Origin of the sequence: Achromobacter sp. MYb9, from assembly GCF_002975275.1 — a bacterium.
In the GTDB taxonomy this organism is placed as follows: Bacteria; Pseudomonadota; Gammaproteobacteria; order Burkholderiales; family Burkholderiaceae_B; genus Achromobacter.
The window spans coordinates 78,798-102,431 of the sequence record NZ_PCOQ01000020.1; the positions used below are offsets into that span (position 1 = coordinate 78,798).

Consider the following 23,634-nt stretch of genomic DNA (forward strand, 5'->3'; position numbering starts at 1 on the left):
CTCAGAAAGCGGAAAATAGCCCGTCGTCGTCAGTGGGCGGCAACGTGATCAGCTGCACCCGGTCCGGGGCCGTCTCTTTGACGATACGCACGAAAAGACGGGCGAATTCGCGAGCCTGTTCTGAAGGCGCATAGCTGCGGGGCAGCAAGAAGCCATAGGGAATGCTCAGCGCGGGCTCGAAATCGCGCAGCACGATACCCGGCACGTTCATCGCCAGAATCGGATCTGCCAAGGCAATGCCCACGCCCAACGCCGCGAGCTGGCAGGCGGATTGGCCGGACGACGTCTCCATGACCAGGCGCAATGGCAAGCGTTGCTTTTCCATCAAGTCGTCGATTCGCTGGCGCAACAGGGTGAACGGGCGCAGCGCAATGAAAGGCTCGTCTTTGATGTCATCGGGCGTCAATACGGTCTTGGCGGCCAGGCGATGGCCTGCCTGCATGGCGATGACCAGACGGACGTCCGCGAACGGGCGGGACCGAATGCCGGGAAAGTCGATAGGCAGCGCCGCCAGTCCCAGGTCGAACTGCTGGCCGGACATCCATAGCCCGACATCTACTCGGGACCGGACTTCCAGCGACACGCGCACCCGTGGATGACGGCGGGAAAACTCCGCGATGGCGCCCGGCGTGACGCTATAGGCAAAGTACGGTTGGGTCAGTATGCGCAGCCACGCGTCCTGTTGGGTCCGAATGGAATCGGCGATCCGTGACACTTCTTCGAATCCGGCCAGGATATGCCGCGTGCCTTCATAGAAGCGCAGGCATTCCTGGGTGGGAATCAGGCCGCGCCCCTGACGCGAAAACAGTGAAAATCCCACCTCGTCCTCCAGCGCCGAGATAAGCCGGCTGATTTGGGGCTGGGTGCGATGGATGCGGCGCGAGGCCTCGGTAACGCTGCCCGTCTCCATGACGGCGCGCAACGCTTGCAAGCGGTTCAGGCGCATAAGGACAAACCCGAAAGGCGGAATGGGGGCTCGTCGGACGTAGCCACCCCGCACCATAGGAGAACGGGGCCAAGCCGCGGCGACACATTACAAAAGTGCATGAATCGATACCCCAAACGAAATTGACGCATGGATTCACGCAATCTTAGGATCATCTCATCTTCAATGAAAGAGGCGCGGCGTGAATATCCTGGAAAAATCGGCATCCGTGGGCGGGCCCGTGGCACTGTTTCCCGATGACCGCAACGGCATCGAACAACTGGACTGGAGCAACATCGGGCAGGCATTTCCGATCAAGCAACGGCGGGCGTATCTGAACAACGCGTCGATCGGAGCGTTGAGCCTGCCGGTGGTGGCAGCGGTGAATCGCTTCATGGAAGACGTGCGCGACAACGGTCGCAACGCCTATCCGGAATGGTGCCGCTACGCCGAAGAGACCATCAAGACACGCATCGGCCGGCTGATCGGCGCGAGCCGCGACGAGATCGCCTACGTCAAGAACACCACCGAAGGCTTGGTCAACGTGGCCAACGGCTTTCCCTGGCGCGATGGCGACAACTTGATCCTGGCCGACATCGAGTACCCGTCCAACGTGTATTGCTGGATGAAGCTGGCCGCGCGCGGCGTTACGATCCGTTGGGTGAAGAACCGCAACGGCCGCATCCTGGTGGACGATATCCGCAAGCTGATGGACGATCGCACCCGCCTGGTTTCCCTAAGCGCGGTGCAGTTCTCCAATGGCTTTCGCCAAGACCTGGAATCCACGTCGAACCTGTGCCACGAACGCGGCGTGTACCTGAACCTGGATGCCATCCAGTGGGCCGGTGCGCTGGAACTGGATGTGGAGCGGCTGGGGATCCACTTCCTGGCGGTGGGGGGGCACAAGTGGATGCTGGCGCCGATCGGCACGGGCTATTTCTATTGCCGCAAGAGCGTGCTGGGCCTGCTGGACCCCCCAAGCGTCGGGTACCACAGCGTTGACAGCACGGAAGACCACATGCACTACCTGTTGGAATACCGGCCCAATGCCGGCCGCTTCGAAGAGGCGCTGGCCAACTTCACCGGCATCTGGGGACTGGACGCGGCGGTACGTATCCAGCTGGCGCTGACGCCGGCCCGCATCGAAGCGCACATTTTGGAACTGACCGACCATGCCGCCGCTGCGTTGCAGCGCAAGGGCTACCAGGTCGTCAGTTCGCGGGTGCCCGGCGAGGCGTCCGGCAACTTGTCGTTCAAGCATGCCGGCCACGACGCGCAGGATCTTGCCGAGCGCTTGCGCGAGGCCGGCGTGGACCTGGCGGTGCGTGGCGGCAATCTGCGCATTTCGCCCAGTTACTACAACGATACGAGTGAAATCGATCGCCTGGTCGACGCGCTGCCGTCCTGACGGCGCGCCCGACACCGGACGAACATCATGCACAAGGGGAACATCATGGCAATGCTGAAAAATTGGCGCCGATTGGCGCTGGCCCTGGGCGCCTGCGCCCTGACGGCCTGGACGTCGGGCGCGGCCGCCGCCGAGACGCCCAAGCCGGGCGGCACGCTACGCTACGGCACCGTGTCGGAAATCGTATCGCTTGACCCGCACATCTATGGCGGCAGCGCATGGAAGGTGCTGATCCAGGCGTTGTACAGCCCGCTGGCGGGCTACGACAAGAGCGGGGCGATCGTGCCCCGATTGGCGCAGCGCTGGGACCAGCCCGATGCGCGCACGCTGGTCTTCCACCTGCGCCCGGACGTGACGTTCCAGGACGGCACGCCGGTGACCGCGGACGACGTGAAATTCTCGTTGGACCGAATCCTGGATCCGGCCACGGGTGCCACGCTGCGGTCGAACCTGCAAGGCGCCACGGTCACCGTGGTCGACGCCGCCACCGTCAAGGTCGAAAAGCCGACGCCCGATGCCACCATGCTCAGCGTGCTGGCGTTGCCCGAGGCCGCGATCGTGTCGCGCAAGTGGGTGCAGGGCGGCGCGAACCTGAAGCTGTCGGCCAATGGCACTGGCCCGTTCCTGCTGAAAAGCTACGAACCCGCGGTGCGTGCCAGCCTGGTGCGCAACCCGCGTTATTTCGTCACCGGCCAGCCGTACCTGGACGGGGTGGACTTTCGCATGATCAAGAGCGACGACGCCCGCGTCAATGCGCTGCGCAGCCAGTCGCTGGACATGATCGACTTCGTGCCGTGGAAGGACATCGACGTGCTGCGCCGCAATGCCGGCACCCGGATCGATACGGCTGGCGGGGCCTTCATGAGCGTCTGGTTCAATACCGGCAAGAAGCCGTTCGACGATGCGCGCGTGCGCCGCGCGGTGTCGTATGCGATCGACCGCGAAGCCGTGTCCAAGGCCGCGTTCTTCGGCTACGGCAAGCCGATCTACGGCGCGCCGACGCCACAGGATTCGCCATACTACGACAAGGCGCTGGACGGGACCTACCAGCGCGATACCGCCAAGGCGCGCGCCTTGCTGGCCGAAGCCGGTTACGCCAATGGCGTGGACGCATCGATGGTGGTGTTCCAGGGGCTGGGCATCTACACCACCATGGCGCAGGTGGTGCAGGCCAACCTGAAGGAAGTCGGCATCAACCTGAAGCTGGAGCCGGTGGAATGGGCCACGCTGGTCGAACGTAAGAACCGTGGCGACTATGAGTCGATGATCTACGGCGTCTCGGTCAAGTTGCCGGATCCCGATGCCTACGCCTACTACCTGGGCGGCGATTCCAGCTATTGGGCCAAGCCCGTTGGCTATCGCGACCCGGAACTGGAGAAGCTGCTGGCCCAGGGCCGCGCGCTGACCGACCCCAAGGCACGCCAGCCGATCTACCAGCAAGCCGAAAAGCGCATCCTGGAGACCAGCCCGTGGGTCTTCGTGAGCTGGCGCGAACAGGCGCAGGGCTATCTGCGCAAGGTACATGGCTACACGCAGCTGGGCGGGGCGCTGAGCGAAAGCAGCCCCGGCATCTCGCTGCCCACCATGTGGTTGAACTGAGCGCGCCGGCATGTTGCCTTTTCTACTGAGGCGCCTGGCGTCGGCCGCGCTGACCTTGATGTTGGCGGCGGGCGTGGTGTTCATCGCCATCCATCTGCTGCCTGGCGACCCGGTGGCCATCATGCTGGGCGACCAGGCCGGCAGCGACCCGGTCGCCGTGGCCCGCGTTCGCACCCAGCTTGGGCTGGATCTGCCACTGGGCGTGCAATTCACGCATTGGGCCGGTGCGCTGGCACATGGCGACCTGGGCGTGTCGTTGCGTACAGGCGAACCGGTGGCCGACGAACTGGCGCGGCGCATTCCGCGCAGCCTGGAACTGATCGGCGCCGGCCTCCTGGTGGCGATGCTGCTGGGCATTCCGCTGGGCGTGGTGGCGGCACGTTCGCGCGGCCGGCTGACCGGCATGGCGGCCTCGGTGCTGGCGGTGGCCGGCTTCTCGGCGCCGGTGTTCGTGCTGGGCATCCTGTTGGTACTGCTGTTCAGTCTGGCGCTGGGCTGGCTGCCGTCGTCCGGCTTCGTGGCGTTTTCGGACGATCCATTGCAGCATTGCCTGGCCCTGGTCCTGCCGTCGCTGACGATTGGCTTGAACTTCATGGGCGTGGTGGCCCGGATGACCCGCGCCAGCCTGTCCGACGTCATGGGCCGCGACTATGTGAAGCTGGCCCGGGCGAAGGGCCTGCCACGCGGCAAGGCGATCCTGCGGCATGCGTTGCCCAACGCGCTGGTGCCGGTGATCGCCATCGTCGGTATCCGCGCGGGCAACCTGCTGGGCGGCACGGTCATCATCGAAGCGCTGTTCGACTGGCCGGGCCTTAGCTCGCTGCTGGTCAGCGCGGCGTTTTCGCGCGACTACCCGGTGATCCAGGGGTCGCTGCTGGCAATTTTTGCGCTTTTCATCCTGATCAGCCTGGTCATCGACCTGGCTCAGGGCTTCGTCGACCCCCGCATCCGCAGGCCGTCCGCATGATCGCATTCCTTCGAACCTTCCCGGGCGGCTGGTCAGCCCGACTGGCCCTGGGCTTCCTGGTCCTGATGGTGCTAGCCGCCATCTTCGGACCGGCGCTGGGGCTGGCGGATCCCTACCAGATCGACGCCGCGAACCTGTTGTCGTCGCCATCTTCCATGCATTGGCTGGGCACCGACGAACTGGGGCGCGACCTGTTGTCGCGCGCCGTGCATGGCGCCCGCGTTTCGCTGACGGTGGCGGCCGCCGCGGTCGTACTGGCCGGGGTACTGGGCGTGGCCGTTGGAGTGGGCGTCGCCTTTCTGGGCCGACGCCTGGAGGCCGCCGCGATCCGGGCGGTGGACGTGTTCGTGTCGCTGCCCGAGATCTTCGTGGCGCTGGTGGTCTTGGCCTTCATTGGCGGCAACCTGCCGACCCTGGTCGCCACCATCGGCCTGTTGTACGCGCCGCAGTTCGCACGGGTGGCGTGGGGCGTGGCGCGCGGCATCCGGGCGCGTGAACATGTGCTGGCCGCCACGTCGCTGGGTGCGGGCACGGGCTGGATCATCTGGCACGAGGTGTTGCCAAACATGCGCTCTATCATCGCGGTGCAGGCGTCCTTTACGTTTTCGTTCGCCATGCTGCTGGAAGCGGGCCTGAGCTTCCTGGGGCTGGGCGTGCGGCCGCCGGAGCCGTCGTGGGGCCAGATGGTGGGGTCGCTCAAGGACTACCTGTACACGAATCCCTGGCCCGTACTGGTGCCGGCGCTGGCCTTGTTCTTTACCGTGCTGGCCGTCAACGTCCTGGGCGACTGTCTGCAGGATGCGCTGAACCCGGAGCTGCAACGATGACCCCCCACGATGACTTGACGCCCGATCTGCTGCTGTCGGTCAGGAACCTGACCGTTGATTTCCACACCGCCCAGGGCACGGTATCGGCGGTCAAGGGCGTGGATCTGACATTGCGTCGCGGCGAGGTCGTGTGCCTGGTCGGCGAGTCCGGCTCGGGCAAGTCCGTCACGGGCTTTTCGTTGATGGGCCTGGTCGATCCGCCGGGGCGGGTTGCGGCCGATGTCCTGTGGTTCGACGGGCACGATCTGTTGCAGGCATCGGAACACGACAAGGACGCGCTGCGCGGCAAAGACATCGCGATGGTGTTCCAGGAGCCCATGACCGCGCTCAATCCGGGCCGCACCGTGGGCGACCAGATCGCCGAGGTCCTGCGCATCCATGGCGTCTTGAACCGCAAGGCCGCGTGGGAGCGGGCGGTGGCGCTGCTGGACCGGGTCGGCATCCGCGAGCCGCGGGAACGCGCCCGGGCCTATCCCCATGAACTGTCCGGCGGCATGCGCCAGCGGGTCATGATCGCGATCGCGTGCGCCCTGACGCCCAAACTGATCATTGCCGACGAGCCCACCACCGCGCTCGACGTGACCGTCCAGGCCCAGGTGCTGGAACTGCTGTTTTCGATGCAGGCCGAAACCGGCGCGGCAGTGTTGTTCATCACCCATGACCTGGGCGTGGTGGCCGAGATCGCCGACCGCGTGGTGGTCATGCAGTCCGGCAGGGTAGTCGAAGAGGGCGACGTCCGGCAGATCTTCAAGCAGCCGCGCCAGCCCTATACGCAGGCGCTGCTGGCGGCTGTGCCGGACGTGGATGCGCCGCGGGACCGTATGCGCCGGCTGGCGCCACGGCCTGCCGCGACGCAAGGAGCGGCACGATGAGTGAATACCTCTTGCAAGCACAAGCCGTGACCAAGGACTATGTGGCCGCGCGCACGCTGCTGGGCAGGCCATCGCGCCTGGTACAGGCCGTCAAGGGCGTCAGTCTGTCGATCGCGCCGGGCACCACCTTGGCGCTGGTGGGTGAATCCGGGTCGGGAAAAAGCACACTGGGCCGCTGTATCGCCGGGCTACTGCGTCCCACCTCGGGGCGCATCCAGTTGGCCGGCCACGACGTGCTGGGCTTGGCCGGCGCGTCGCTGATGTCATTCCGCCGCCAGGTGCAGACCATCTTCCAGGATCCGTATTCCAGCCTTAACCCGCGTCGCACGGTGGGTGACGCCATCATGGACGGCATGGTCATCCACAGAATGCATAGCGCGGATGAACGCCATGCCCGCATGTTGGCGCTGTTGTCGAGGGTAGGGTTGCAGCCCGACCATGCGCGGCGCTATCCGCATCAGTTTTCGGGTGGGCAACGCCAGCGCATCGCCATCGCGCGCGCACTGGCGCTGGAGCCACGATTCATCATCGCCGACGAAGCCGTGTCTGCGTTGGATGTTTCGGTAAAGGCGCAGGTGCTGGACCTGTTGGCCGATCTGCAGGCCGAGCAAGGCCTGACCTATCTGTTCATTTCCCATGATCTTGGTGTGGTGCGGCACTTCGCGGACCGGGTAGCGATCATGGCGGCGGGCGAGCTGGTGGAAGAGGGGGAGTGTGACCAGATCTTCCAGGCGCCGACGCATGATTACACCCGCAAATTGATCTCCGCGGTACCGCGGCCCGATCCGAGTCGGCGCCGGCTGCGCGGCGGATCAATGTCTACAACCTAATCTAGGGCGCGATTCCCAAGTGCTCAGTGAGCGTTTCCCCCGCGTAGTCCTTACGGAATAGCCCCCGCGCGACAAGCCTGGGTATTAATTCGTCAAGCAAGAGGTCCAGCGACTCGAGCGCGCCGCCCGGTAGCGCGATGAAACCGTCTGCAGCGCCGGCCTCGACGCGCGCGATGATCTCATGCAGGGCCTCCTCGGCGGTGCCTACGACCAGCCAGTGTGCCGAGCCACAGACCTCCGGGCGCCGTAGCAGCTGCTGCAATGTCGGGCGCTCGCGCGCCACCAGTCGGCGCAGCAGATCCGCATGCGTTTGACTGCGCACGGGCGCGCCAGCTTCGCCCAGCATGGCGCTGGTTAATGGCTGGTCCGGCGCTAGCCCGCGCATGTCAATGTTCAGCAGGCGCTCGATATACGCCAGCTTTCGTTCCTGGTCTGCGTTCGCGTGCGTGTCTTCGTAGAGATCGCGAGCCCGGCTGGCCGTCCTGCCCAGGTACAAGCTCAGGCCCGGCAGGACGCGGATGGCATCGGGGCTGCGGCCATGCGCAGCGGCGCGGCGCCGCAGATCCTGCCTCAGTTCGGCGCCAGCGGCGACGTCCGGCGTGGCGGCGAACACGGCGTCGGCGACGCGCGCCGCGAAGTCGCGGCCCCAGGCCGAGGCGCCGGCCTGGAACAAGGGCAGGCGGCCCGTTCCATGGGCGGGCAGGTTCAGCGGACCTTGTACGCTGAAGTAGGGGCCGCGGTGGTCGATGGGCTGGACGAGCGCGGCATCGGCATACCTGCCCGCGACACGATCCAATAACAGCGCCTCGCGCGGGTAGCTGCGCCACAGTTGCTGCACGACCTCGGTGAATTCCAGCGCCTTGCGGTAGCGTTCTTCGGAGGGCGGCATGGGCGCGTCGCCGAAATTGTGGCTGCCGTCCAACGCGGTCACGATGTTCCAGCCGGCGCGGCCGGCGCTGATCCAGTCCAGCGACTGTAGCTGGCGAGCGACTACGTAGGGCGGGTTGAAGGTGGTCGCGGCCGTCGTGACCAGGCCGATGCGCTCGGTGGCGGGGGCCAGGGCGGCAAGCAACGTGGTGGGATCCAGGCTGCTGAATCCGGGTGAGCGGTCCAGCACCTGCGTGTCGATGTAGAGAGCGTCGGGGCGGAACAGAAAATCCAGGCATGCCGCTTCCGCCCGCCTGGCGACGCCGGCATAGAAGCCGGCCGAGTGGATGTCTTCCACTCGGCTATCGGCCCGGCGCCAGCCGTTTCCGGCCAGCCAGGTAATGGCCAGGGACAGCCCGATGCACAAGGGATTCCGGTGAGACATGGTCGAGGTTCCTTTCTGGTCGAATGAAGGGAGGTGCGTCTTGTGGCGCTGGCCTCAGGCGGGCGCCGGGCTGTCGTCCGCCTGCGGAACGGCGGAGATGGGGACCACCATGGGGGTGCCGGTCACCGGGTCGGGCACCACCAGGCATCGGATGCCAAAGAGCTGCTCTACCAGCGACGGCGTAAGTACCTCGCCAGGCGGGCCGGCCGCCTGGATCGTGCCCGCGCGCATGGCGATAAGGTGATCGGCGTAGCGCGCCGCCTGGTTGAGGTCGTGCAACACCATGACCAAGGTCCGGCCGCCTTCCCGGTTGAGCCGCCGGCACAGCTCCAGCACTTCAAGCTGGTGGGCGATATCCAGGTAGGTGGTGGGTTCGTCGAGCAGCATGACCTGCGTTTCCTGGGCCAGCGCCATGGCAAGCCAGACGCGCTGGCGCTGCCCGCCGGACAGTTCGTCCACGGCCCGGTCCGCCAGCGCCGTTACACGGGCGTCGGCCATGGCGCGCCATAGCGCGGCCTCGTCCGCCTTCGACCATTGCCGCACCAGTGTCTGGTGCGGATAGCGGCCACGCGCGACCAGGTCCGCCACGCGGATGCCGGCAGGCGCTACCGAAGATTGCGGCAACAGTCCCAGCTTGCGCGCCAGTTCCTTGGCGCCATAGCGCCGGATGTCCTTGCCCTCCAGGATGATCTGGCCCGAGCGCGGGGCCAGCAGCCGCGACAGGGCGCGCAGCAGCGTCGATTTGCCACAGGCGTTGGGGCCGACGATCACGGTGATCCGGCCACGGGGTATCGCGACGTCCAGGTCCACGGATATGCGCCGGGAATCGTAGGAGAGTTCGAGCCGATGGCCCGCCAGCGCCTGGCCGCCGTTCTCTTCCTTGCCGTGTTGCGCGTGTTCGTTCTTCATACTGGTTTTCCCGGGCGCACACGGCGGGACGAGGCCGTCAGCAGCCAAATGAGATAGAGGCCACCTAGCATCCCGGTCACCCTGCCCACGGGGAGATTCAGGCGCAGGGGCTGCAATTGGCCGAGCAGGTCCGCGCTGACCAGCAGGCAGGCGCCCATGGCGGCCGCGCCAAGCACCGGCACGCCGTGCGATCGTCCGAGGCGCTTGGCGAGCTGCGGCGCCGCCAGCGCGATGAAGGCAACGGGGCCGGCCGCGCCCGTGGCGAACGCGGCGAGCATGACCGCGCAGAACACCATGGCCAAGCGTGTGCGTTCCACGGGTATGCCGAGCTGGCTGGCCATCTCGTCGCCCATTTCCATCACGGCAAGCTTGCGCGCACCCAGCAGCACGGGCGGCAGGAACAGGGCCACGCCCGCCGTCGCCAATCCGGCATGTATCCAGTTGCGCGCATTGAGAGTGCCGGCCAGCCACAGGTTGGCCATTACCGCGTCGTCCAGTTCGCCCTTTACAAGCATCAGTCCGTTAAGCGCGTGGAGGATGGCGCCTACTCCGATGCCCACCAGCACCAGCCGGTGCCCACGAGCCGCCCCGTTGCTGATCGACAGCAGATAGACGGCGATGGCCGTCGCCAATCCGCCCAGCACCGCTCCCAGCGTGACGCCCAACGCGGACTGGCCATGGATCACGATCTGGATCAGCGCACCCGTGGCCGCCCCGGTGGTAAAGCCGATGACGTCGGGCGAACCCAGTGGATTGCGCGTGACGGACTGGAACACCGCCCCGGAAACGCCCAGGGCTGCGCCCACGAAACAGGCCGTCAGTACTCTTGGCACGCGGATATTCAGGACCATCCGTTCACCGGTGCCGGCGCTAAGCGGATCAAGCAGCACTTCCAATAGGCGCGGCAGGCCCATGCCGGTCCGCCCGACGCTCAGGGCGGCCGCGGAAAGGATCAGCAGCAGGGCCAACAGGATCAGGAAAACCGCCAGCGCCCGGGGCTGCACGAGCACGGCGTAGCCGCCCAGCCGCCAGACGCGCGGCGCTGGCAAGGCGTGCGGCTTCGATGGCCGGGACGTTGTCATGACGCCCCCTGCCGGCGTTGCCTGGCCAGGGCCACGAACACCGGGCCGCCGATAAGGGCCGACAGAATGCCGACCGAGATCTCATCCGGAGGAGCGATCATGCGCCCAAGGACGTCGGCGGTCAGGACCAGTAGCGCGGAAAGCAGGATCGAGAAGTGCAGCGTCCAGCGGTGGTCCGGTCCGCCGGCGTGGCGCGCCAGGTGGGGCGCGGCCAGTCCGATGAAGGCGATGGGGCCCGCCGCAGCCGTGGCGGCGCCGGCCAGCAGCACGATGGCCGTCGCGCAGCCCAGCCATACGAGCGTCGGGCGTGCGCCCAGGGTCGCGCTCAACGTCGCGCCCAGCGCCACTGCATCCAGCCCTCGCGCCATGGCCAGCGCAAGGGCCAGGCCGGCGGCCGTCGCCGCTGCAGCCGGGCCCAGCACTGCATAGCCACGTCCTTGCAGTGAGCCCACGGCCCAATGGCGGAACTGGTCGAATACGGCGTTGTCGCTGTTGATGGTGATGATCTGCGTGGCCGCCAGCAGTACCGCCGACAGCGCCGTGCCGGCCAGCACCATGCGTAGCGGATCGAAACCCTGGCGGATGCCACCGAACAAGTAGGCCGCCGCGCCGGCGAGCGCGGCGCCCGCGAAGCCGAAGCCCATCTGGCCCGCGATATCGGTGACGCCGAAGGCGGCAATCGCGGCGGCGATGGCGACAGCGGCGCCTGCATTTACGCCCAGCAGGCCTGGGTCGGCCAGGGGGTTGCGCGTAAGCGCCTGCATCAGGACGCCGGCCGTGCCCAGTGCACCGCCTGTCGTCACAGCCAGCAGCGTGCGCGGTATCCGCAGATGGCGAAGCAGCAGATGATCGCTGTTCGCGGGATCGAACGCGAAGATGGCCTGCCAGGCGATGCCCGGCGATATCTCGCGCGCGCCCACGACCAGGCTGGTCGCGGCCAGCAGCACGAGCGCCGCCAGTCCCGCCGACAACGCAAGCAGGCGAGTCCGGCGCCGTCCGGCCCTGATGCTTGCGACGGCGGGCAGGTGCGCTTGGGGTTTGATCAGTACTTGCATGTATCGGTGGACGATTTTTGGGAGCGCGGCCGCTCAACGGCCGAACACGTGCACGATGCGGTCCACGAGTTCGGTCGCGCTGTAGTAATCGATCCTGAATGCATTCAGGCCCAGCGCGTAGACCTGCCGCGACCGCACCGAAGGCAGGTTGGCAAGAATTGGGTCGTTGAGCATCGCGGCGGTCCTGGTGTCATCGGCCCGGAGCAGGAACGTGGTGGACGCCTTGAGTTGGGGCAAAAACTCGTATTGCGCCCAGATGAAGTCGCTTGGGGCGTCTGATGTGCTGTGCCAGCGCGGGTCCGGAGCCTCGACGTCGAAGCCCAGCGTGTCAAGTAGCCGGCCATGCACGCCTTCGCGGGTGGCGATGGGGTTGCTGGTACCTGGACCGTTGTAGCTGATGAGGTTCACCTGGCCCTCCGGCAGCTTCAGTTTTGCGCGAGCCTGTGCCAGGTAGCGATCGAATTCCGCAACGCGCCGCGCGGCCTGCGCCGCCATGCCGGTGGCCTGCGCCAGTTCGGACGCCAACTCCTGCCAGCTCTGCCGACCATAATCCACCAGGATGGTGGGGGCGACCGCGCGCAGCCGTGAGAGCTGCTCGCGCGCGGAATCCGCGCCGGTGGCGGACACGACGATGAGGTCGGGCGCGACCGCGTACACAGCCTCCAGGTCCACGCCGCCGGCGGGCCAGAGGTTCTCCACGCCGCGTTGGCGGGCCGTTTCGGCCCATTGTGGGAAGAACTCGCCGTTGGCGGCCGAGGCACTGGCCGCCACGGGGGCATCGATGGCCAGCAGCGTCCCCGTGATGGTGACCGAGGTGGACAGGATGCGTGTGGGGCGGACCGGCAGGTCCGTGAACGTGCCATCGGCGTTGGCGAAGCGGCGCGGCCAGCCGTCGCTGGGCGCCGGGGCGCCTCGCACGGGCAGGGCGAGCACCGTCGTGCCAAACCACGCCATCGACAACAGAACGCGACGCCTTGCGAGTGCGGTGCCAGGCTTCATCGGCTCTACCAGCTCAGCGTGGCGGTCGCCATCACACGGCGGCCGGTACCGTAGTAGCACGAGGTCGCCGCCGTGCAAGTGGCCACATAGCGCTTGTCGGCCAGGTTGCTGGCGTTCAGGGCCAGGTTCAGGTGCATGCCGCCTATCTTGCCGGCGTTGTAGCGCATGGCTGCGTCGAACAGGGTATATGACGGAATGCGCAGGTTGTTGGCCAGGTCGCCGTAGGTCTCGTCCACGTAGCGCACGCCCGTGCCCAGCCCCAGCCCGCGCAGCGGGCCGTCCTGGATGGTGTAGTCCAGCCACAGCGAACCCATCCAGTCTGGCACGCGCGCCATGCGGTTACCCGTGTAGCCGTCGTTGTTGCGCACCACCTCGGAGTTCATGCGCGTGACGGCGCCGATTACGCTCAAGCCGCGCAGGGGCGTGATGCGGCCTTCCAGTTCGATGCCGCGTACCCGCACCTTGCCGGTCTGCACCTGATAGGCCTCGTCCCCCTGGTTCAGCGGGTCAGCCGTCAGCACGTTCTCCTGGTTCAGCTCATAGGCCGAGAGCGTGACCATGCCGTCGATATGACGCGGCTCGTACTTCAGGCCGACTTCCCATTGCGAGCCGGTCACCGGCTTGAAGCTGCCGCCGTCGCGCTTGAGGCCGCCCGTGGGCTGGAACGATTCCGCGTAGCTGAGATAGGGCGCCAGGCCGTTGTCAAACAGGTAGGTCACTCCCGCGCGTCCGGTGAAGGCGCTGTCCTTGGTGAGGGTGCGCTTGTCGGTCAGGCGGTCGAGCGTGTCGATGCGCGTCCAGTCCTGGCGGCCGCCCAGCGTGAAATGCCATCTGCCAACGGCGATCTGGTCCTGCAGGTAAAGACCGAACTGCTCGTCGGTCTCACGCGTGGACATCTGGTTGGCCAGCGTGGGCTCGAAATCGTAGTAGGTGTAGACCGGATCGTAGACGTCGATCGCGATGGCGGTTGGCGATACTTGCGCGGCCTGGCGCAGGAAGGTCCAGTTGGTCTTTTGCCAGTCGAATCCGGCCAGCACCGTGTGCGAGAGCGCGCCGGTGTCGAATTTGCCTTCGATGCGGTTATCGATGGTCTGCGCGTCCGAGTCGCCCTGACCCTGTACGGCGCGCCGGTTCAAGACGCGGCCATTGATCAGCGTGTTGAGCTGGGTAAGGGGAGCGCCGCGCACGCCGTTGCCCACCGTGGCACGGTACAGCGAATCGACGTGGGTATAGCGGGCGTTCTGGTCAAACTTCCAGTTGTCGTTGAATTGGTGCTCGAACTGCCAGCCCGCCGTCCAGATGTCGCGGTTGTAGACGTTCCAGTTCGGTTCACCCAGGAACGTGTCGTTGTCGATGTAGCCGTCTGCTGCCGGCACCACGGTGCCTTCATAGGGAAGGAACTGGAAGGTGCTGCCGCCCCGGTCGCGCTGGAACAGGCCCAGGAGTGTCAGGCGCGAGCGATTGTCGTTGAAGCGCAGCGTCGTGCTGGGGGCGATGAACCATTGCTCGTGGTCGGTATGCTTGATCTGTGTATCGCCATCGCCATAAAGTCCCACGAGCCGCCACAGCAGGTTCTCGTTGTCGTTGGCGCCGCCCAGATCGAACGAGGTCTGGGGCCGGCCGTGCCCATCCACCTGGAATCGTACGATCTGCTCCTGGCCCAGCGTCGGAATCTTGCTAACCTGGTTGACCATGCCCCCCGGTGCGAGTTGGCCGTACAGCACGCTGGACGGCCCCTTGAGCACCTCCACGCGCTCCAGGTTCCAGGTGTTGAACGACGTGCGATTCCAGCTCAGGTTGCTGTCCGACGGCGCACGCAAGCCGTCAAGCATGACGTTGGTGCCGAAGCTGCCGGCATCGAACCCGCGGATGTAGAGGTCGTCGACCCGGTTATCGATGCCCTGGCTTTCAGGCAGCACGCCGGCGGTGTAGCGGGTGGCCTCATTCAGGTTGCTTACGCCGCGAGCATCCATTTCCTCGCGCTCGATGACCGATACTGACTGCGGCACTTCGATCAGCGGGGTGTCCGTCTTGGTCGAGCCGCCAATGGTCTCCGCCGCGCGGTAGGCATTGACCGTAATGGCTTCCAGGGTCGATGCCTGTTCCTGGGACGCGGCGAGCGGCTGCGCGGTAGCGCCGCCCCATGCCGTCATCAGCAGCACGAACAGCAGGGCGCGCTGCTGCGAGCAGCGTCGCGGGTCTGCGCCAGGCACTGCGGAATTGGGCGCTGACGGCAAGGCGTGGCCGGATGGGGAGGGCGTGATGACGAAGATCTGCACGAAAAGGGTCCTTAATTGCAAATACGAGTTGTTCGCATTTGTTAATTTTGCCCGTTCCGCCGGTTTCAGTCCTTCGTGGAAACGGCGCAAATCTTCGCGCGCGCGGCAATCTGTCCGGCGGGGGCAGGCGACCGCGATCCACGCAGCCAAGCCTGACCCTTCCGGCGTGCGTGGGGGTCAGCGCTGCGGTCGAACCTGCTTCGGAGACAGACCGAAGCGTCGTTTGAACGCCGTGGCGAAACTGTTCTGGTTGGCGTAGCCGGCAAGGGCCGCCGCGTCCCCCACGCTGACGCCTTCGCGCTCGAGCGCGCAGCGCGCCTGCCTCAGGCGTTCTTGCTGCAGATACTCGAAGACGGTGATGCCGTGCGCCAATCGGAAGTGGCGCTGCAGCGTAGTGGAGGTGGTGTTGAGGTGCCGCGCGATCTGCTCGATGCACAGCGGTGCCGACGCATGCTCGCGCAGCCAGACCTTCAGGTCCTGCATACGCTGGTAGGCCGCGGGCCGTAGCGTAGGCAAGGGCGCCGACCGGCGTACGGCGGGCGCAGCCTGGGAGAGCCCTTCGATGACTAGTTCAATGGCGCGGCTCTCCTGATACATGCCAATGATGTGGCGCGGCATGGCAGGGGGATGGAGCATCTGCTCGGCGAGCATCCGCGCCCGCGGCGACACATTCCAGGTGCGGGTTTCAAGGTGGGCGCCGAAAGAGCCGGCAACCTCGGAACCCATGTCCTCGCATAGGGACTCCTGCAGCCATTGCTTGCTAAGACCAATGCTAATGCGTCGCGAGCAGTCTCCCTGGCGCACGATCCGCCGGCATTCTTCAGGCTCCAGTATCGTGACGATAGCGGCATCCTGCTTCTGTCCGCTTCGGTGCTGGCTTGGCTGATGGGGAGTAACAAGCTGGATATGGCTGCGGCCGTAAGAAATATCGATGACGCCTTCCAGCAATAGCACGATGCGGATGTTGTCGTGGACGACGGCCTGTCCTATTGCTTCTTCACATTGAACCTCGTTGCCGAAATGTAGCGACAGCCCGGGACGCAGTATCCGGAAGCGCCGCAATTCGTCCCTTTCAAGTTCACCGCCCGTCGTCATAGGCATCATGGTCGATAGGTCAGTACATGTTGCGCTCATAGTCGTGCGCCAGCCCTTTGCGCATCAGGCCATGTGGGGCTCGGCATGATGGAACTATCGCTAGATTAAATAAATAAGAATCATTACTATACAGAGCGTTAGGAAGTTAGGAAAGAAAAGCGAAGGAAAGAGGGGATTGACGCGTCCGCTGCACGGGGGCACGTCATCAAAGCGAACGAATACCGATACCGGGTTCAATGGACGATGCCTATCATCGCCTCAGTCGCGCGCGGTGCGTTTAGTCTGGATGTTTTACCTTGGCCTGGCTAGCCTCGCGCATGGCCGAGCACGTGGAGGCCATCTGGTCAGAAAAGCTTGCCCACATTCGCGTGATTGGCACGGTCGCCAGGCCGCCGGTTGCGGCGGCCGAGGCGTAGTGCAGCCAGCCGCTGACCGCTTCGCTGACACCGGCGGCCAGCACCGCCTGGTCTTCCAGCGCGGCATGGGCCACGGCTTGCGTGGCTTCCAGTTGGCATTGCCACTGTTTTCGGGTCAGTTCGCCCAGTGCCGGGGCGATCTGCTGCCAGTTTCCGTCGACCTTCAGCGGCGTCAGCGCGGCCAGGTACTGGCGGGTGCTTTCGCTGGCCAGGCGCTGGCCCAGTTCCAGCCAGCGCTGCTGGCTTTCCCGGGCCAGTTCGGCCAGGCGTTGGCAATAGGCGGCATGGGCAGCAGCCAGACCCTGGAGGGCGGGGGCGGTGGCCTTTTCGGTTGTCGTCTTCATGATGCGTCCTTTTCCGGGGTTCCATTAGAGGGGCGCCAGGGCTGTAGCGTTGCCCGCTACAGCCTCGCCGATCTGGAAGACTTCACGGGGCATCGCCGCTTCTCGTACCGCCATGCTGTTGATGCCTGGACGCCACTGCCGTAAGGGGCGGATGTCATCAAAGTAAACGAAAACCGATACTAGACTCAATAGATAATGGTTATCATTGCTGTTCCCTGGCGGCCAAGTCGGGTTGTAACTTTGGAGATCCACCATGTCCAGCACCGACGCGACCGTGCACCGTCGAACGGAGACGCTATACGCCGAACACCATTCGTGGCTGGCAGGTTGGCTGCGCCACCGGATGGGAGGCGAGGACGTGGCCGCCGACCTGGCGCACGACACCTTCCTGCGCGTACTGACTGCCAGGGAAGCGCCCACACTGCTGGAACCCCGCGCCTTTCTGGCCACCATCGCGCGCCGCCTGCTGGCCAACCACTATCGGCGCGAGAGCATCGAAAGGGCCTACCTGGAGACGCTGGCGACCCTGCCCCAGGCGCAATGCCCCAGCCCCGAAGACCGCAAACTGGTGCTGGAAACGCTGTGCGCCATTGACCGGGCGCTGGACACCTTGCCGGCCAAAGCGCGGGAAGCCTTCCTGCTGTCACAACTGGAAGGCATGAAATATGACGACATCGCCGCGCGCCTGGGCGTCACGACGCGGACCGTGGGTAACTATATGGTGCGCGCGGTGCAGGTGTGCTTTTTTGCCCAGGAACACCCGACGTGAGTCGGCAGGCGGGGGCCGTGGCCATGTATGCAGGCGGCATGCCGCTGGCGCCGCGCGTGGCGGAAGAGGCGTCGCGCTGGTACGTACTGTTCATGTCAGGGATGGCGACCGACGAGGACAAGCGCGCCTGGCGCGACTGGTGCCAGGCGGATCCCGACCATGAACGGGCGTGGGCCCACCTGGCGCGCGCCGACGCCCGAATGCGGGATCTGGCGGGCAAGCCGGCGTATGAAGCGCTGTCGATGGATCGCCGCCAGAAGGGAAGGCGCCGCGTGCTGATCGCCGCCGCCTTCATGGCCGGCTGTATTGGACCCGCGCTGTGGGCCGCCGATCGGAACCGCTGGCTGCGCCTGTCGCCCGATTACGCGACCGGGGTGGGCGAGCGGCGCGACATCACCTTGGCCGACGGCAGCAAGATCACACTGAATACCGACACGGCCATTGACGTGCGCTTTGAAAGCGGCCAGCGGATCGTCCGCTTGCGCCGGGGCGAAATCCTGGTCGTGACCGGCCATGCCGCCGCCTACGCCGCCATGCCGTTCCGGGTGGCGACGCCGCTGGGATCGGTGCAAGCGCTGGGCACGCGGTTTTCGACACGCCTGGATGCGGATTCCGTGCGTGTCGCCTTGTTCGAGGGCGCGGTGCGCATCATGCCGGATCAAGCCGCTGGCGCCGGCCTGGTGCTAGACGCCGGGCAGACCGCGCGCCAGACGGCCGCGCAGGTGACCGCTACCGGGCCCGTGGCCGCCAGCGATACCGCCTGGCTTCGCGGCGAGATCGCGGCGGACAACATGCCGCTGTCGCAGTTCCTGGCCGAACTCAGCCGTTACCGGCCCGGCTTGATTTCCTGTGACGAGCGCGCGGGCCAGCTCCGCATTTCGGGGCTGTTCCCGCTGGCCGACACGGACCGGGTCCTGGCGGCGCTGGGCCGTATGTTGCCGGTGCAGATCAGCCGGCGCACGTCCTACTGGGTGCGGGTCTCGGCCGTCCAGTGAGCGCAGGTCGGCTGCCCGCCGCCCGCCGCGCGCCGCGCGCCGCAAAAAATACTTCATGAAAACCTTTCCGGTTCTGGTTTTTGGCGTGTCCTCTTTATTGAACAGGACCGGCATTCAACGCATCGACATCGGACATCATGGCCAGGCAGACAGGCAGCGGCGCGCGCATCGCCCGGCCCCCCAGGGGGCAGGGCGTGCGTGCGCTTGTCACGATGCTGCTGCTGGCGCTGGCCGCACTGCTGGGGCAGAAAGCCGTCGCGCTGGACGGCACTGCCGGGCGGGCGAACGTCAGCCTGCGCTACGACGTGCCGGCCGGACCACTTGTGGCAGTGTTGCAGCAGATCGCCAGCCAGGCGGGCGTGCTGCTGTACTTCGACCCGTCGCTGACGCGTGATCTCAATAGCGATGGCCTGACCGGCCGCTACACGGTCGAGCAGGCATTTGCCCAGGTGCTGGCCAGCTACGGGCTGGAAGTGCACCAGGACACGCCGGGCGCCTACCAGCTCAGAAGCGTGGGCTGGACGCCGTCGGTCACCTGGATGCCGCTGACCTTGGTTGAAGGCGCGACCGTTGGCGTGGACGGTTTCGTCGCGCGGGTGGCGGACGCGGGCACCAAGACCGCGACGCCCATCATCCGTGTGCCGCAATCCGTGTCGGTGGTGACCGCGCAAGAGATGCAGGCCCGCTACGCGCGCACGGTCACGCAGGCCTTGCAATACACGCCCGGCGTGCAGGTCAACAACTTCGGCAGCAACGAAGTTCGCAATGACTGGCTGGTGCTGCGCGGCTTTGACGCCAAGCTGACGGGCGATTACCGCGACGGCCTGAGCCAGATGCCCTACGACCAGATTCGTGCGCGCATGCCCGCGTACGCGTTGGAAAGCATCGAGGCGCTGCGGGGGCCGTCCTCGGCCCTGTACGGGCAGGTGGCGCCGGGCGGCATCGTGAACCGCGTAACCAAGCGTCCGACCGCCACCGTGCTGCGCGAAGTGGCGGTGCAGGCCGGGTCGTTCGACAACAAGCAGGCCTTCCTGGATCTGGGCGGCCCGGTCAACGAAGCCGGCAACGCCACCTATCGCTTGACCGCCACGGCCCGTGAGGCCGGCACGCAAGACAAGTACGACGACGACCACCGCTACCGCGACGACCTTGCCTATGTAGCGCCGGCGTGGCGGTGGCGCGATGCAGACACGTCGGTGACGTTGCTGACGCATTTCCAGCGCGACCGCAACGACGGCGAATCGCGCGCCTACTACCCCACGCACACGCTGGTTGGCGATTACGCGTATGACCGCAACGAACGCGACTTCGCCAGCATGGGCTACCTGTTCGAGCATCGGCTGAACAGCTCGTGGTCGTTGCGGCAGAACGCGCGCTATCAGCGCGGCGACATGAGCTTGCGCAACCTGTATCCGTTGGCGCTGGCCGCTGACGGGCGCACGCTTTCCCGCATGCAGCTGCAAGCGCGCGAGCGCGCCGATGGCGTTGCGGTGGACACGCAGCTGGAAGGCCGGCTTGAAGGGGCAGGGCTGACGCACACCTTGCTGGCAGGCGTGGACTATCGCAGGCTGGCGGGCTCACAGAACTACCGGCAGGCGCTGGCGCCGCCGCTGGACATTGACGACCCCGTCTACAACCAGTCGATCAACGCGTTGGACGCCAGTCACACGGTCCTGGATGTGCGGCAGGTCAGCACGCAATGGGGGCTGTACGCGCAGGACCAGATTCAGGCCGGGGCCTGGACGCTGACCCTGGGTGCCCGGCACGACCGCTACGTTGACGATACCGACGACCGACTGGCCGGCGGCAGCCAACGCACACGCGATCAGGCGGTTACGTGGCGCAGCGGCCTGTCCTACGCCTTCGCATCGGGCGTGGCGCCCTACGTCAGCTACGCGACGGGCTTCGTGCCGCAGGCGGGCGCGGCCTTCGATGGCTCGTCCTTCACGCCGGCCAGATCGGATCAGGTCGAGCTAGGCGTCAAGTTCCAGCCTGCGAATTCGCAACACCTGTACACCGTCGCGGTGTTCAACCTGAACCAGCGCAACGCGCTGACCGCGGACCCCAACCCGGCCCACGCAGGCTTCAGCGTGCAGTCGGGCCGCCTGCGGTCGCGCGGGGTGGAGCTGGAGGCCAAGCTCAGCCAGGGCGATGGCTGGGACCTGGTCGCCGCCTACACCTACAACGTCGTGACCAACGTCTCCAGTAATGACGGCGGGGCGGCCGGCAAGACGCCCATCGTCACGCCACGCCACATGGCCGCCTTGTGGCTGGGGCATCGCTTCTCCGAAGGCGCCTTGTCCGGCTGGAATGCCGGCTTGGGCGTGCGCTATATCGGCCCGACCTATGTGGACGTGGCCAACACGATGAAGAACGGCGGCGCCGCCGTGTTCGACGCATCGCTGGCCTACGACACCGGCGCGTGGCGCTTCTCGGTCGACGCCATGAACCTGCTGAATAAAGAAACCGTGGTCTGTCGCAACGACCGCGTCAATTGCCGTTATGGCGTCGAGCGCACGGTGCTCGCGGCCGTCGCGTACCGCTATTGAATCAGGAGAGACATCATGTCCAACACAGCATCCATCAGGGACGAGCTGGCTGCCCTGTATCAGGTTCATCGACGTAAATTGCTGCACACCGCCACGCGCATTCTTGGCTCGCGGGACTTGGCGGACGACGTGGTCCAGGACACCTATCTGAAGCTGCTCGAAGGCCCGTCGCCCAAAGACGTGCGCGAGCCGGTGGCCTATCTGTTCCAGACCGTCCGGCATCTGTCGATCGACTATCACCGACGGCGCGCGCTGGAATCGCGCCTGTTCGCGGGCCAGGAAGACGGGCAGTACGCGGTGTCGGAATCGGTGGCGGAAGACGCGGCGGTCAGCCATCAGGCGTTGGCGCTGGCCGCCCAGGCCCTGGCCACGATGTCGGCGCGCACCCGCCGCGCGTTCGAGCTGCACCGCTTTGAAGGCTGCACCCAGCGTGACGTGGCGCGCGAACTGGGCGTGTCGACCACGCTGGTGAACTTCATGATCCGCGATGCGGACGTGGCGCTTAATTCCTGCCGCGAGTATTTGCTGCCCGGCTGAGGCGCATCGCATTGCCGGTTGCTGTTTGCTGTTTGCCAGGCCCGCATCGCCCGGACATCGTGAAACGCTTAAATTCCGGGCCTTCTTATTCGTCAATGTAAATAAGAGTCAATTCCGTATTCAAGACGGCATTGATGCACCTAGTCTCGTCTGGAGATGGATCGCTATGAGTTGTTTTGATCGTGATGACGCCGTGCTGCGCGTGTTGGTGAATGACGAAGATCAGTACTCGTTGTGGCCGGATTTCAAGGCAACGCCGCCGGGTTGGCGCGACACGGGCACCAAGGGCGACAAGCAAACCTGCCTGGCGTTCGTTGAACGCGTGTGGACCGATATGCGGCCTGCATCGCTGCGCCGCTTCATGGATGAACAGGCGCCGACGACTCCGCAATGACCGCGCCCACCGTCACCCTGCTGTGCCTGCCGTGCGCAGGCGCCAGCGCCACGATGTATCTGCGCTGGCGGCGGGCGTTGCCCGCCTGGCTGCGCGTGGTTCCCGTGGAGCTTCCCGGGCGGGGCGAACGGTACGCACACGCCCATGCCACGGACCTGGATACGTTGGCGGCGCAGCTGTGCGATCGGCATGACGCCGACCTGCAGGGGCGCTTTGTGCTGTTCGGTCACAGCATGGGCGCGCTGCTGGCCTACCGCATGGCGTCGTGGTTGCGCCGGCAGGGTCGCCACTTACCGGCACTGTTGATCGCGTCGGCCAGCCCGGCGCCCGCGCTGCGCGATCCGGCGCGCTTCGATGGCCTGGATCACGACGACGCGCTGATCGCCGACATGCGCAAGCAGGGCGGCACGCCCGAAGCGGTGTACGCCGACGCCGAATTGCTGCGCCTGGCGCTGGACACGCTGGCGGCCGATTACCGTTTGTGCAAATCCCATTGCTACACGGCGCAGCCCCCTTTGCCGTTGCCCATCGCGGTGTTCGCCGGGCGCGAAGACGACATCACGCCCGCGCAGGTGACGGGCTGGCGTGCCGAGACGTCGCGCGGTTGCACCGAAACGTGGTTCGACGGTGGTCACTTCTTCATCCGGCATCAAGAGCCCGCCGTGCTGGCGGCCCTGCGTGACGTACTGGCGGGCGTGAACTGCAATGCAAGCCAACATGCAAGCGCTCAACCTGCCTGAACGCGTACCCGCCGACGTCGAGGTCTGGCGCATTGCGCTGGCGGACGGCGCCGAGCCCGTCTCCACGCACGGGCTATCGGCCGATGAGGTCCTGCGCATGCGGCGTTTTCGCCAAGCCGATGACGCCCGCCGCTTTGCCGACACGCGTCGAACGCTGCGCGAACTGCTGGCGCGGCGGCTCGACGTGGACGCGCATGCGCTGGTCTTCACGCGCGGCCTGCATGGCAAGCCCGCGCTGGCTGCCGCGCAGCGCGGCGCCTGGGAATTCAGCGTGTCGCATTCTGGGCAGGCGGCCTTGGTGGCGTTGTCGAATCAGCGCGCCGTGGGCGTGGACATTGAATGGTGGCGGCCGTGCCTGGATGTGGAGGCGATTGCGCCGGTCTGCCTGACCGCGGCTGAACGTGAACGCGTCGCGCATGCCGCGGATGCCGCCAGCTTCTATCGCCACTGGGTGGGCAAAGAAGCCGTACTCAAGGCGCTGGGGCTGGGCATCGGCCTGCACATGCAGCAACTGACCGTGACGCCCGCCGCCAGCGGCGATTACGGCTTGCAGCACTGCCTTCCCGTCGCCGACGGCGATCGTGCCATCTCTGCCTGTGCGTTGCCGGCGCCCGCCGGCTACCTGGCGGCGCTGGCCTGGCTGGACGATCAGGGCGGCAGGCCGGCGGCCGGCGGGCGCGGAGTGGGCAAGCCTTTCTGACGCCGCCTTTCGCACAAGGGCCGTCGGGCGC

22 protein-coding genes are annotated in these 23,634 nt (G+C 66.2%); 13 read left to right on the forward strand and 9 right to left on the reverse strand.

Annotated elements, in window-relative coordinates; translation table 11 throughout:
- Position 1: 1 nt before the first annotated feature.
- Positions 2-946 carry a LysR family transcriptional regulator gene (locus tag CQ050_RS23445; RefSeq protein WP_105559216.1) on the reverse strand — a complete coding sequence of 315 codons (945 nt, stop codon included), beginning with the start codon at positions 944-946 and terminating at the stop codon, positions 2-4.
- A gap of 181 nt (positions 947-1,127) precedes the next feature.
- Here CQ050_RS23445 and CQ050_RS23450 point away from each other — a divergent pair, with 181 nt between their 5' ends.
- From CQ050_RS23450 to CQ050_RS23475, 6 genes are read left to right on the forward strand one after another with little or no spacing between them, the layout of a single operon-like run.
- Positions 1,128-2,333: an aminotransferase class V-fold PLP-dependent enzyme gene (locus tag CQ050_RS23450; RefSeq protein ID WP_105559217.1), complete on the forward strand. Its 1,206-nt coding sequence runs from the start codon at positions 1,128-1,130 to the stop codon at positions 2,331-2,333.
- A 45-nt stretch (positions 2,334-2,378) separates the two neighbouring features.
- Complete coding sequence (locus CQ050_RS23455) at positions 2,379-3,932, forward strand: ABC transporter substrate-binding protein (RefSeq protein ID WP_105559246.1); 1,554 nt, start codon at positions 2,379-2,381, stop codon at positions 3,930-3,932.
- Between the two features lie 10 nt (positions 3,933-3,942).
- A complete protein-coding gene (locus tag CQ050_RS23460) occupies positions 3,943-4,899 on the forward strand; it encodes an ABC transporter permease (RefSeq protein WP_105559218.1) in 957 nt (318 codons plus the stop codon).
- On the forward strand, positions 4,896-5,726 hold the full coding sequence (locus CQ050_RS23465) for an ABC transporter permease (RefSeq protein ID WP_105559219.1): 831 nt from the start codon (positions 4,896-4,898) through the stop codon (positions 5,724-5,726). The genes CQ050_RS23460 and CQ050_RS23465 overlap by 4 nt, the downstream gene beginning before the upstream one ends.
- On the forward strand, positions 5,723-6,598 hold the full coding sequence (locus CQ050_RS23470) for an ABC transporter ATP-binding protein (RefSeq protein ID WP_105559220.1): 876 nt from the start codon (positions 5,723-5,725) through the stop codon (positions 6,596-6,598). The genes CQ050_RS23465 and CQ050_RS23470 overlap by 4 nt, the downstream gene beginning before the upstream one ends.
- Complete coding sequence (locus tag CQ050_RS23475) at positions 6,595-7,428, forward strand: ABC transporter ATP-binding protein (RefSeq protein WP_105559221.1); 834 nt, start codon at positions 6,595-6,597, stop codon at positions 7,426-7,428. Before CQ050_RS23470 ends, CQ050_RS23475 begins: the two co-directional genes overlap by 4 nt.
- A 1-nt stretch (position 7,429) precedes the next feature.
- On the opposite strand, the gene CQ050_RS23480 is transcribed toward CQ050_RS23475, so the two are convergent.
- The 8 genes from CQ050_RS23480 to CQ050_RS23515 form a co-directional block, all read right to left on the reverse strand.
- Positions 7,430-8,740, reverse strand: coding sequence for an NtaA/DmoA family FMN-dependent monooxygenase (locus tag CQ050_RS23480; RefSeq protein WP_105559222.1), 1,311 nt, complete (start codon positions 8,738-8,740; stop codon positions 7,430-7,432).
- A 54-nt stretch (positions 8,741-8,794) separates the two neighbouring features.
- Positions 8,795-9,649 carry an ABC transporter ATP-binding protein gene (locus CQ050_RS23485; RefSeq protein ID WP_105559223.1) on the reverse strand — a complete coding sequence of 285 codons (855 nt, stop codon included), beginning with the start codon at positions 9,647-9,649 and terminating at the stop codon, positions 8,795-8,797.
- On the reverse strand, positions 9,646-10,731 hold the full coding sequence (locus CQ050_RS23490; protein WP_105559224.1) for an iron chelate uptake ABC transporter family permease subunit: 1,086 nt from the start codon (positions 10,729-10,731) through the stop codon (positions 9,646-9,648). The genes CQ050_RS23485 and CQ050_RS23490 overlap by 4 nt, the downstream gene beginning before the upstream one ends.
- Complete coding sequence (locus tag CQ050_RS23495) at positions 10,728-11,786, reverse strand: iron ABC transporter permease (RefSeq protein ID WP_105559225.1); 1,059 nt, start codon at positions 11,784-11,786, stop codon at positions 10,728-10,730. Before CQ050_RS23495 ends, CQ050_RS23490 begins: the two co-directional genes overlap by 4 nt.
- Positions 11,787-11,819: 33 nt before the next feature.
- Positions 11,820-12,845 (reverse strand): Fe2+-enterobactin ABC transporter substrate-binding protein, encoded by a 1,026-nt coding sequence (gene fepB, locus CQ050_RS23500; RefSeq protein WP_233214260.1) that lies wholly within the window; start codon positions 12,843-12,845, stop codon positions 11,820-11,822.
- Complete coding sequence (locus tag CQ050_RS23505) at positions 12,791-15,064, reverse strand: TonB-dependent siderophore receptor (protein WP_233214261.1); 2,274 nt, start codon at positions 15,062-15,064, stop codon at positions 12,791-12,793. Before CQ050_RS23505 ends, fepB begins: the two co-directional genes overlap by 55 nt.
- A 177-nt stretch (positions 15,065-15,241) precedes the next feature.
- Positions 15,242-16,168: a helix-turn-helix domain-containing protein gene (locus CQ050_RS23510; RefSeq protein WP_158266079.1), complete on the reverse strand. Its 927-nt coding sequence runs from the start codon at positions 16,166-16,168 to the stop codon at positions 15,242-15,244.
- A gap of 268 nt (positions 16,169-16,436) precedes the next feature.
- Positions 16,437-16,919: a hypothetical protein gene (locus CQ050_RS23515; protein WP_105559228.1), complete on the reverse strand. Its 483-nt coding sequence runs from the start codon at positions 16,917-16,919 to the stop codon at positions 16,437-16,439.
- A gap of 253 nt (positions 16,920-17,172) precedes the next feature.
- Here CQ050_RS23515 and CQ050_RS23520 point away from each other — a divergent pair, with 253 nt between their 5' ends.
- From CQ050_RS23520 to CQ050_RS23550, 7 genes are all read left to right on the forward strand, one after another.
- Complete coding sequence (locus tag CQ050_RS23520; protein ID WP_105559229.1) at positions 17,173-17,688, forward strand: sigma-70 family RNA polymerase sigma factor; 516 nt, start codon at positions 17,173-17,175, stop codon at positions 17,686-17,688.
- Positions 17,685-18,683, forward strand: a complete 999-nt coding sequence (locus CQ050_RS23525; protein ID WP_105559230.1) for a FecR domain-containing protein — start codon at positions 17,685-17,687, stop codon at positions 18,681-18,683. The genes CQ050_RS23520 and CQ050_RS23525 overlap by 4 nt, the downstream gene beginning before the upstream one ends.
- A 137-nt stretch (positions 18,684-18,820) precedes the next feature.
- Positions 18,821-21,232, forward strand: a complete 2,412-nt coding sequence (locus CQ050_RS23530) for a TonB-dependent siderophore receptor (RefSeq protein WP_233214263.1) — start codon at positions 18,821-18,823, stop codon at positions 21,230-21,232.
- Positions 21,233-21,247: 15 nt separating this feature from the next.
- A complete protein-coding gene (locus tag CQ050_RS23535) occupies positions 21,248-21,769 on the forward strand; it encodes a sigma-70 family RNA polymerase sigma factor (RefSeq protein ID WP_050444829.1) in 522 nt (173 codons plus the stop codon).
- A gap of 166 nt (positions 21,770-21,935) precedes the next feature.
- Entirely contained in the window at positions 21,936-22,163 is a 228-nt protein-coding gene (locus tag CQ050_RS23540) for an MbtH family NRPS accessory protein (RefSeq protein WP_050444828.1), read from the forward strand.
- Complete coding sequence (locus tag CQ050_RS23545) at positions 22,160-22,903, forward strand: thioesterase II family protein (protein WP_105559232.1); 744 nt, start codon at positions 22,160-22,162, stop codon at positions 22,901-22,903. The genes CQ050_RS23540 and CQ050_RS23545 overlap by 4 nt, the downstream gene beginning before the upstream one ends.
- Positions 22,881-23,603 carry a 4'-phosphopantetheinyl transferase superfamily protein gene (locus CQ050_RS23550; RefSeq protein WP_158266080.1) on the forward strand — a complete coding sequence of 241 codons (723 nt, stop codon included), beginning with the start codon at positions 22,881-22,883 and terminating at the stop codon, positions 23,601-23,603. Before CQ050_RS23545 ends, CQ050_RS23550 begins: the two co-directional genes overlap by 23 nt.
- The last annotated feature ends 31 nt before the right edge of the window (positions 23,604-23,634 follow it).

Bases quoted from the DNA above. Each gene is read 5' to 3' on its own strand.
- CQ050_RS23445 (WP_105559216.1), bottom strand. From the start codon at position 946: ATGCGCCTGAACCGCTTGCAAGCGTTGCGCGCCGTCATGGAGACGGGC.
- CQ050_RS23455 (WP_105559246.1), top strand. From the start codon at position 2,379: ATGGCAATGCTGAAAAATTGGCGCCGATTGGCGCTGGCCCTGGGCGCC.
- CQ050_RS23460 (WP_105559218.1), top strand. From the start codon at position 3,943: ATGTTGCCTTTTCTACTGAGGCGCCTGGCGTCGGCCGCGCTGACCTTG.
- CQ050_RS23465 (WP_105559219.1), top strand. From the start codon at position 4,896: ATGATCGCATTCCTTCGAACCTTCCCGGGCGGCTGGTCAGCCCGACTG.
- CQ050_RS23470 (WP_105559220.1), top strand. From the start codon at position 5,723: ATGACCCCCCACGATGACTTGACGCCCGATCTGCTGCTGTCGGTCAGG.
- CQ050_RS23475 (WP_105559221.1), top strand. From the start codon at position 6,595: ATGAGTGAATACCTCTTGCAAGCACAAGCCGTGACCAAGGACTATGTG.
- CQ050_RS23480 (WP_105559222.1), bottom strand. From the start codon at position 8,740: ATGTCTCACCGGAATCCCTTGTGCATCGGGCTGTCCCTGGCCATTACC.
- CQ050_RS23485 (WP_105559223.1), bottom strand. From the start codon at position 9,649: ATGAAGAACGAACACGCGCAACACGGCAAGGAAGAGAACGGCGGCCAG.
- CQ050_RS23490 (WP_105559224.1), bottom strand. From the start codon at position 10,731: ATGACAACGTCCCGGCCATCGAAGCCGCACGCCTTGCCAGCGCCGCGC.
- CQ050_RS23495 (WP_105559225.1), bottom strand. From the start codon at position 11,786: ATGCAAGTACTGATCAAACCCCAAGCGCACCTGCCCGCCGTCGCAAGC.
- CQ050_RS23510 (WP_158266079.1), bottom strand. From the start codon at position 16,168: ATGATGCCTATGACGACGGGCGGTGAACTTGAAAGGGACGAATTGCGG.
- CQ050_RS23515 (WP_105559228.1), bottom strand. From the start codon at position 16,919: ATGAAGACGACAACCGAAAAGGCCACCGCCCCCGCCCTCCAGGGTCTG.
- CQ050_RS23520 (WP_105559229.1), top strand. From the start codon at position 17,173: ATGTCCAGCACCGACGCGACCGTGCACCGTCGAACGGAGACGCTATAC.
- CQ050_RS23530 (WP_233214263.1), top strand. From the start codon at position 18,821: ATGGCCAGGCAGACAGGCAGCGGCGCGCGCATCGCCCGGCCCCCCAGG.
- CQ050_RS23535 (WP_050444829.1), top strand. From the start codon at position 21,248: ATGTCCAACACAGCATCCATCAGGGACGAGCTGGCTGCCCTGTATCAG.
- CQ050_RS23540 (WP_050444828.1), top strand. From the start codon at position 21,936: ATGAGTTGTTTTGATCGTGATGACGCCGTGCTGCGCGTGTTGGTGAAT.
- CQ050_RS23545 (WP_105559232.1), top strand. From the start codon at position 22,160: ATGACCGCGCCCACCGTCACCCTGCTGTGCCTGCCGTGCGCAGGCGCC.
- CQ050_RS23550 (WP_158266080.1), top strand. From the start codon at position 22,881: ATGCAAGCGCTCAACCTGCCTGAACGCGTACCCGCCGACGTCGAGGTC.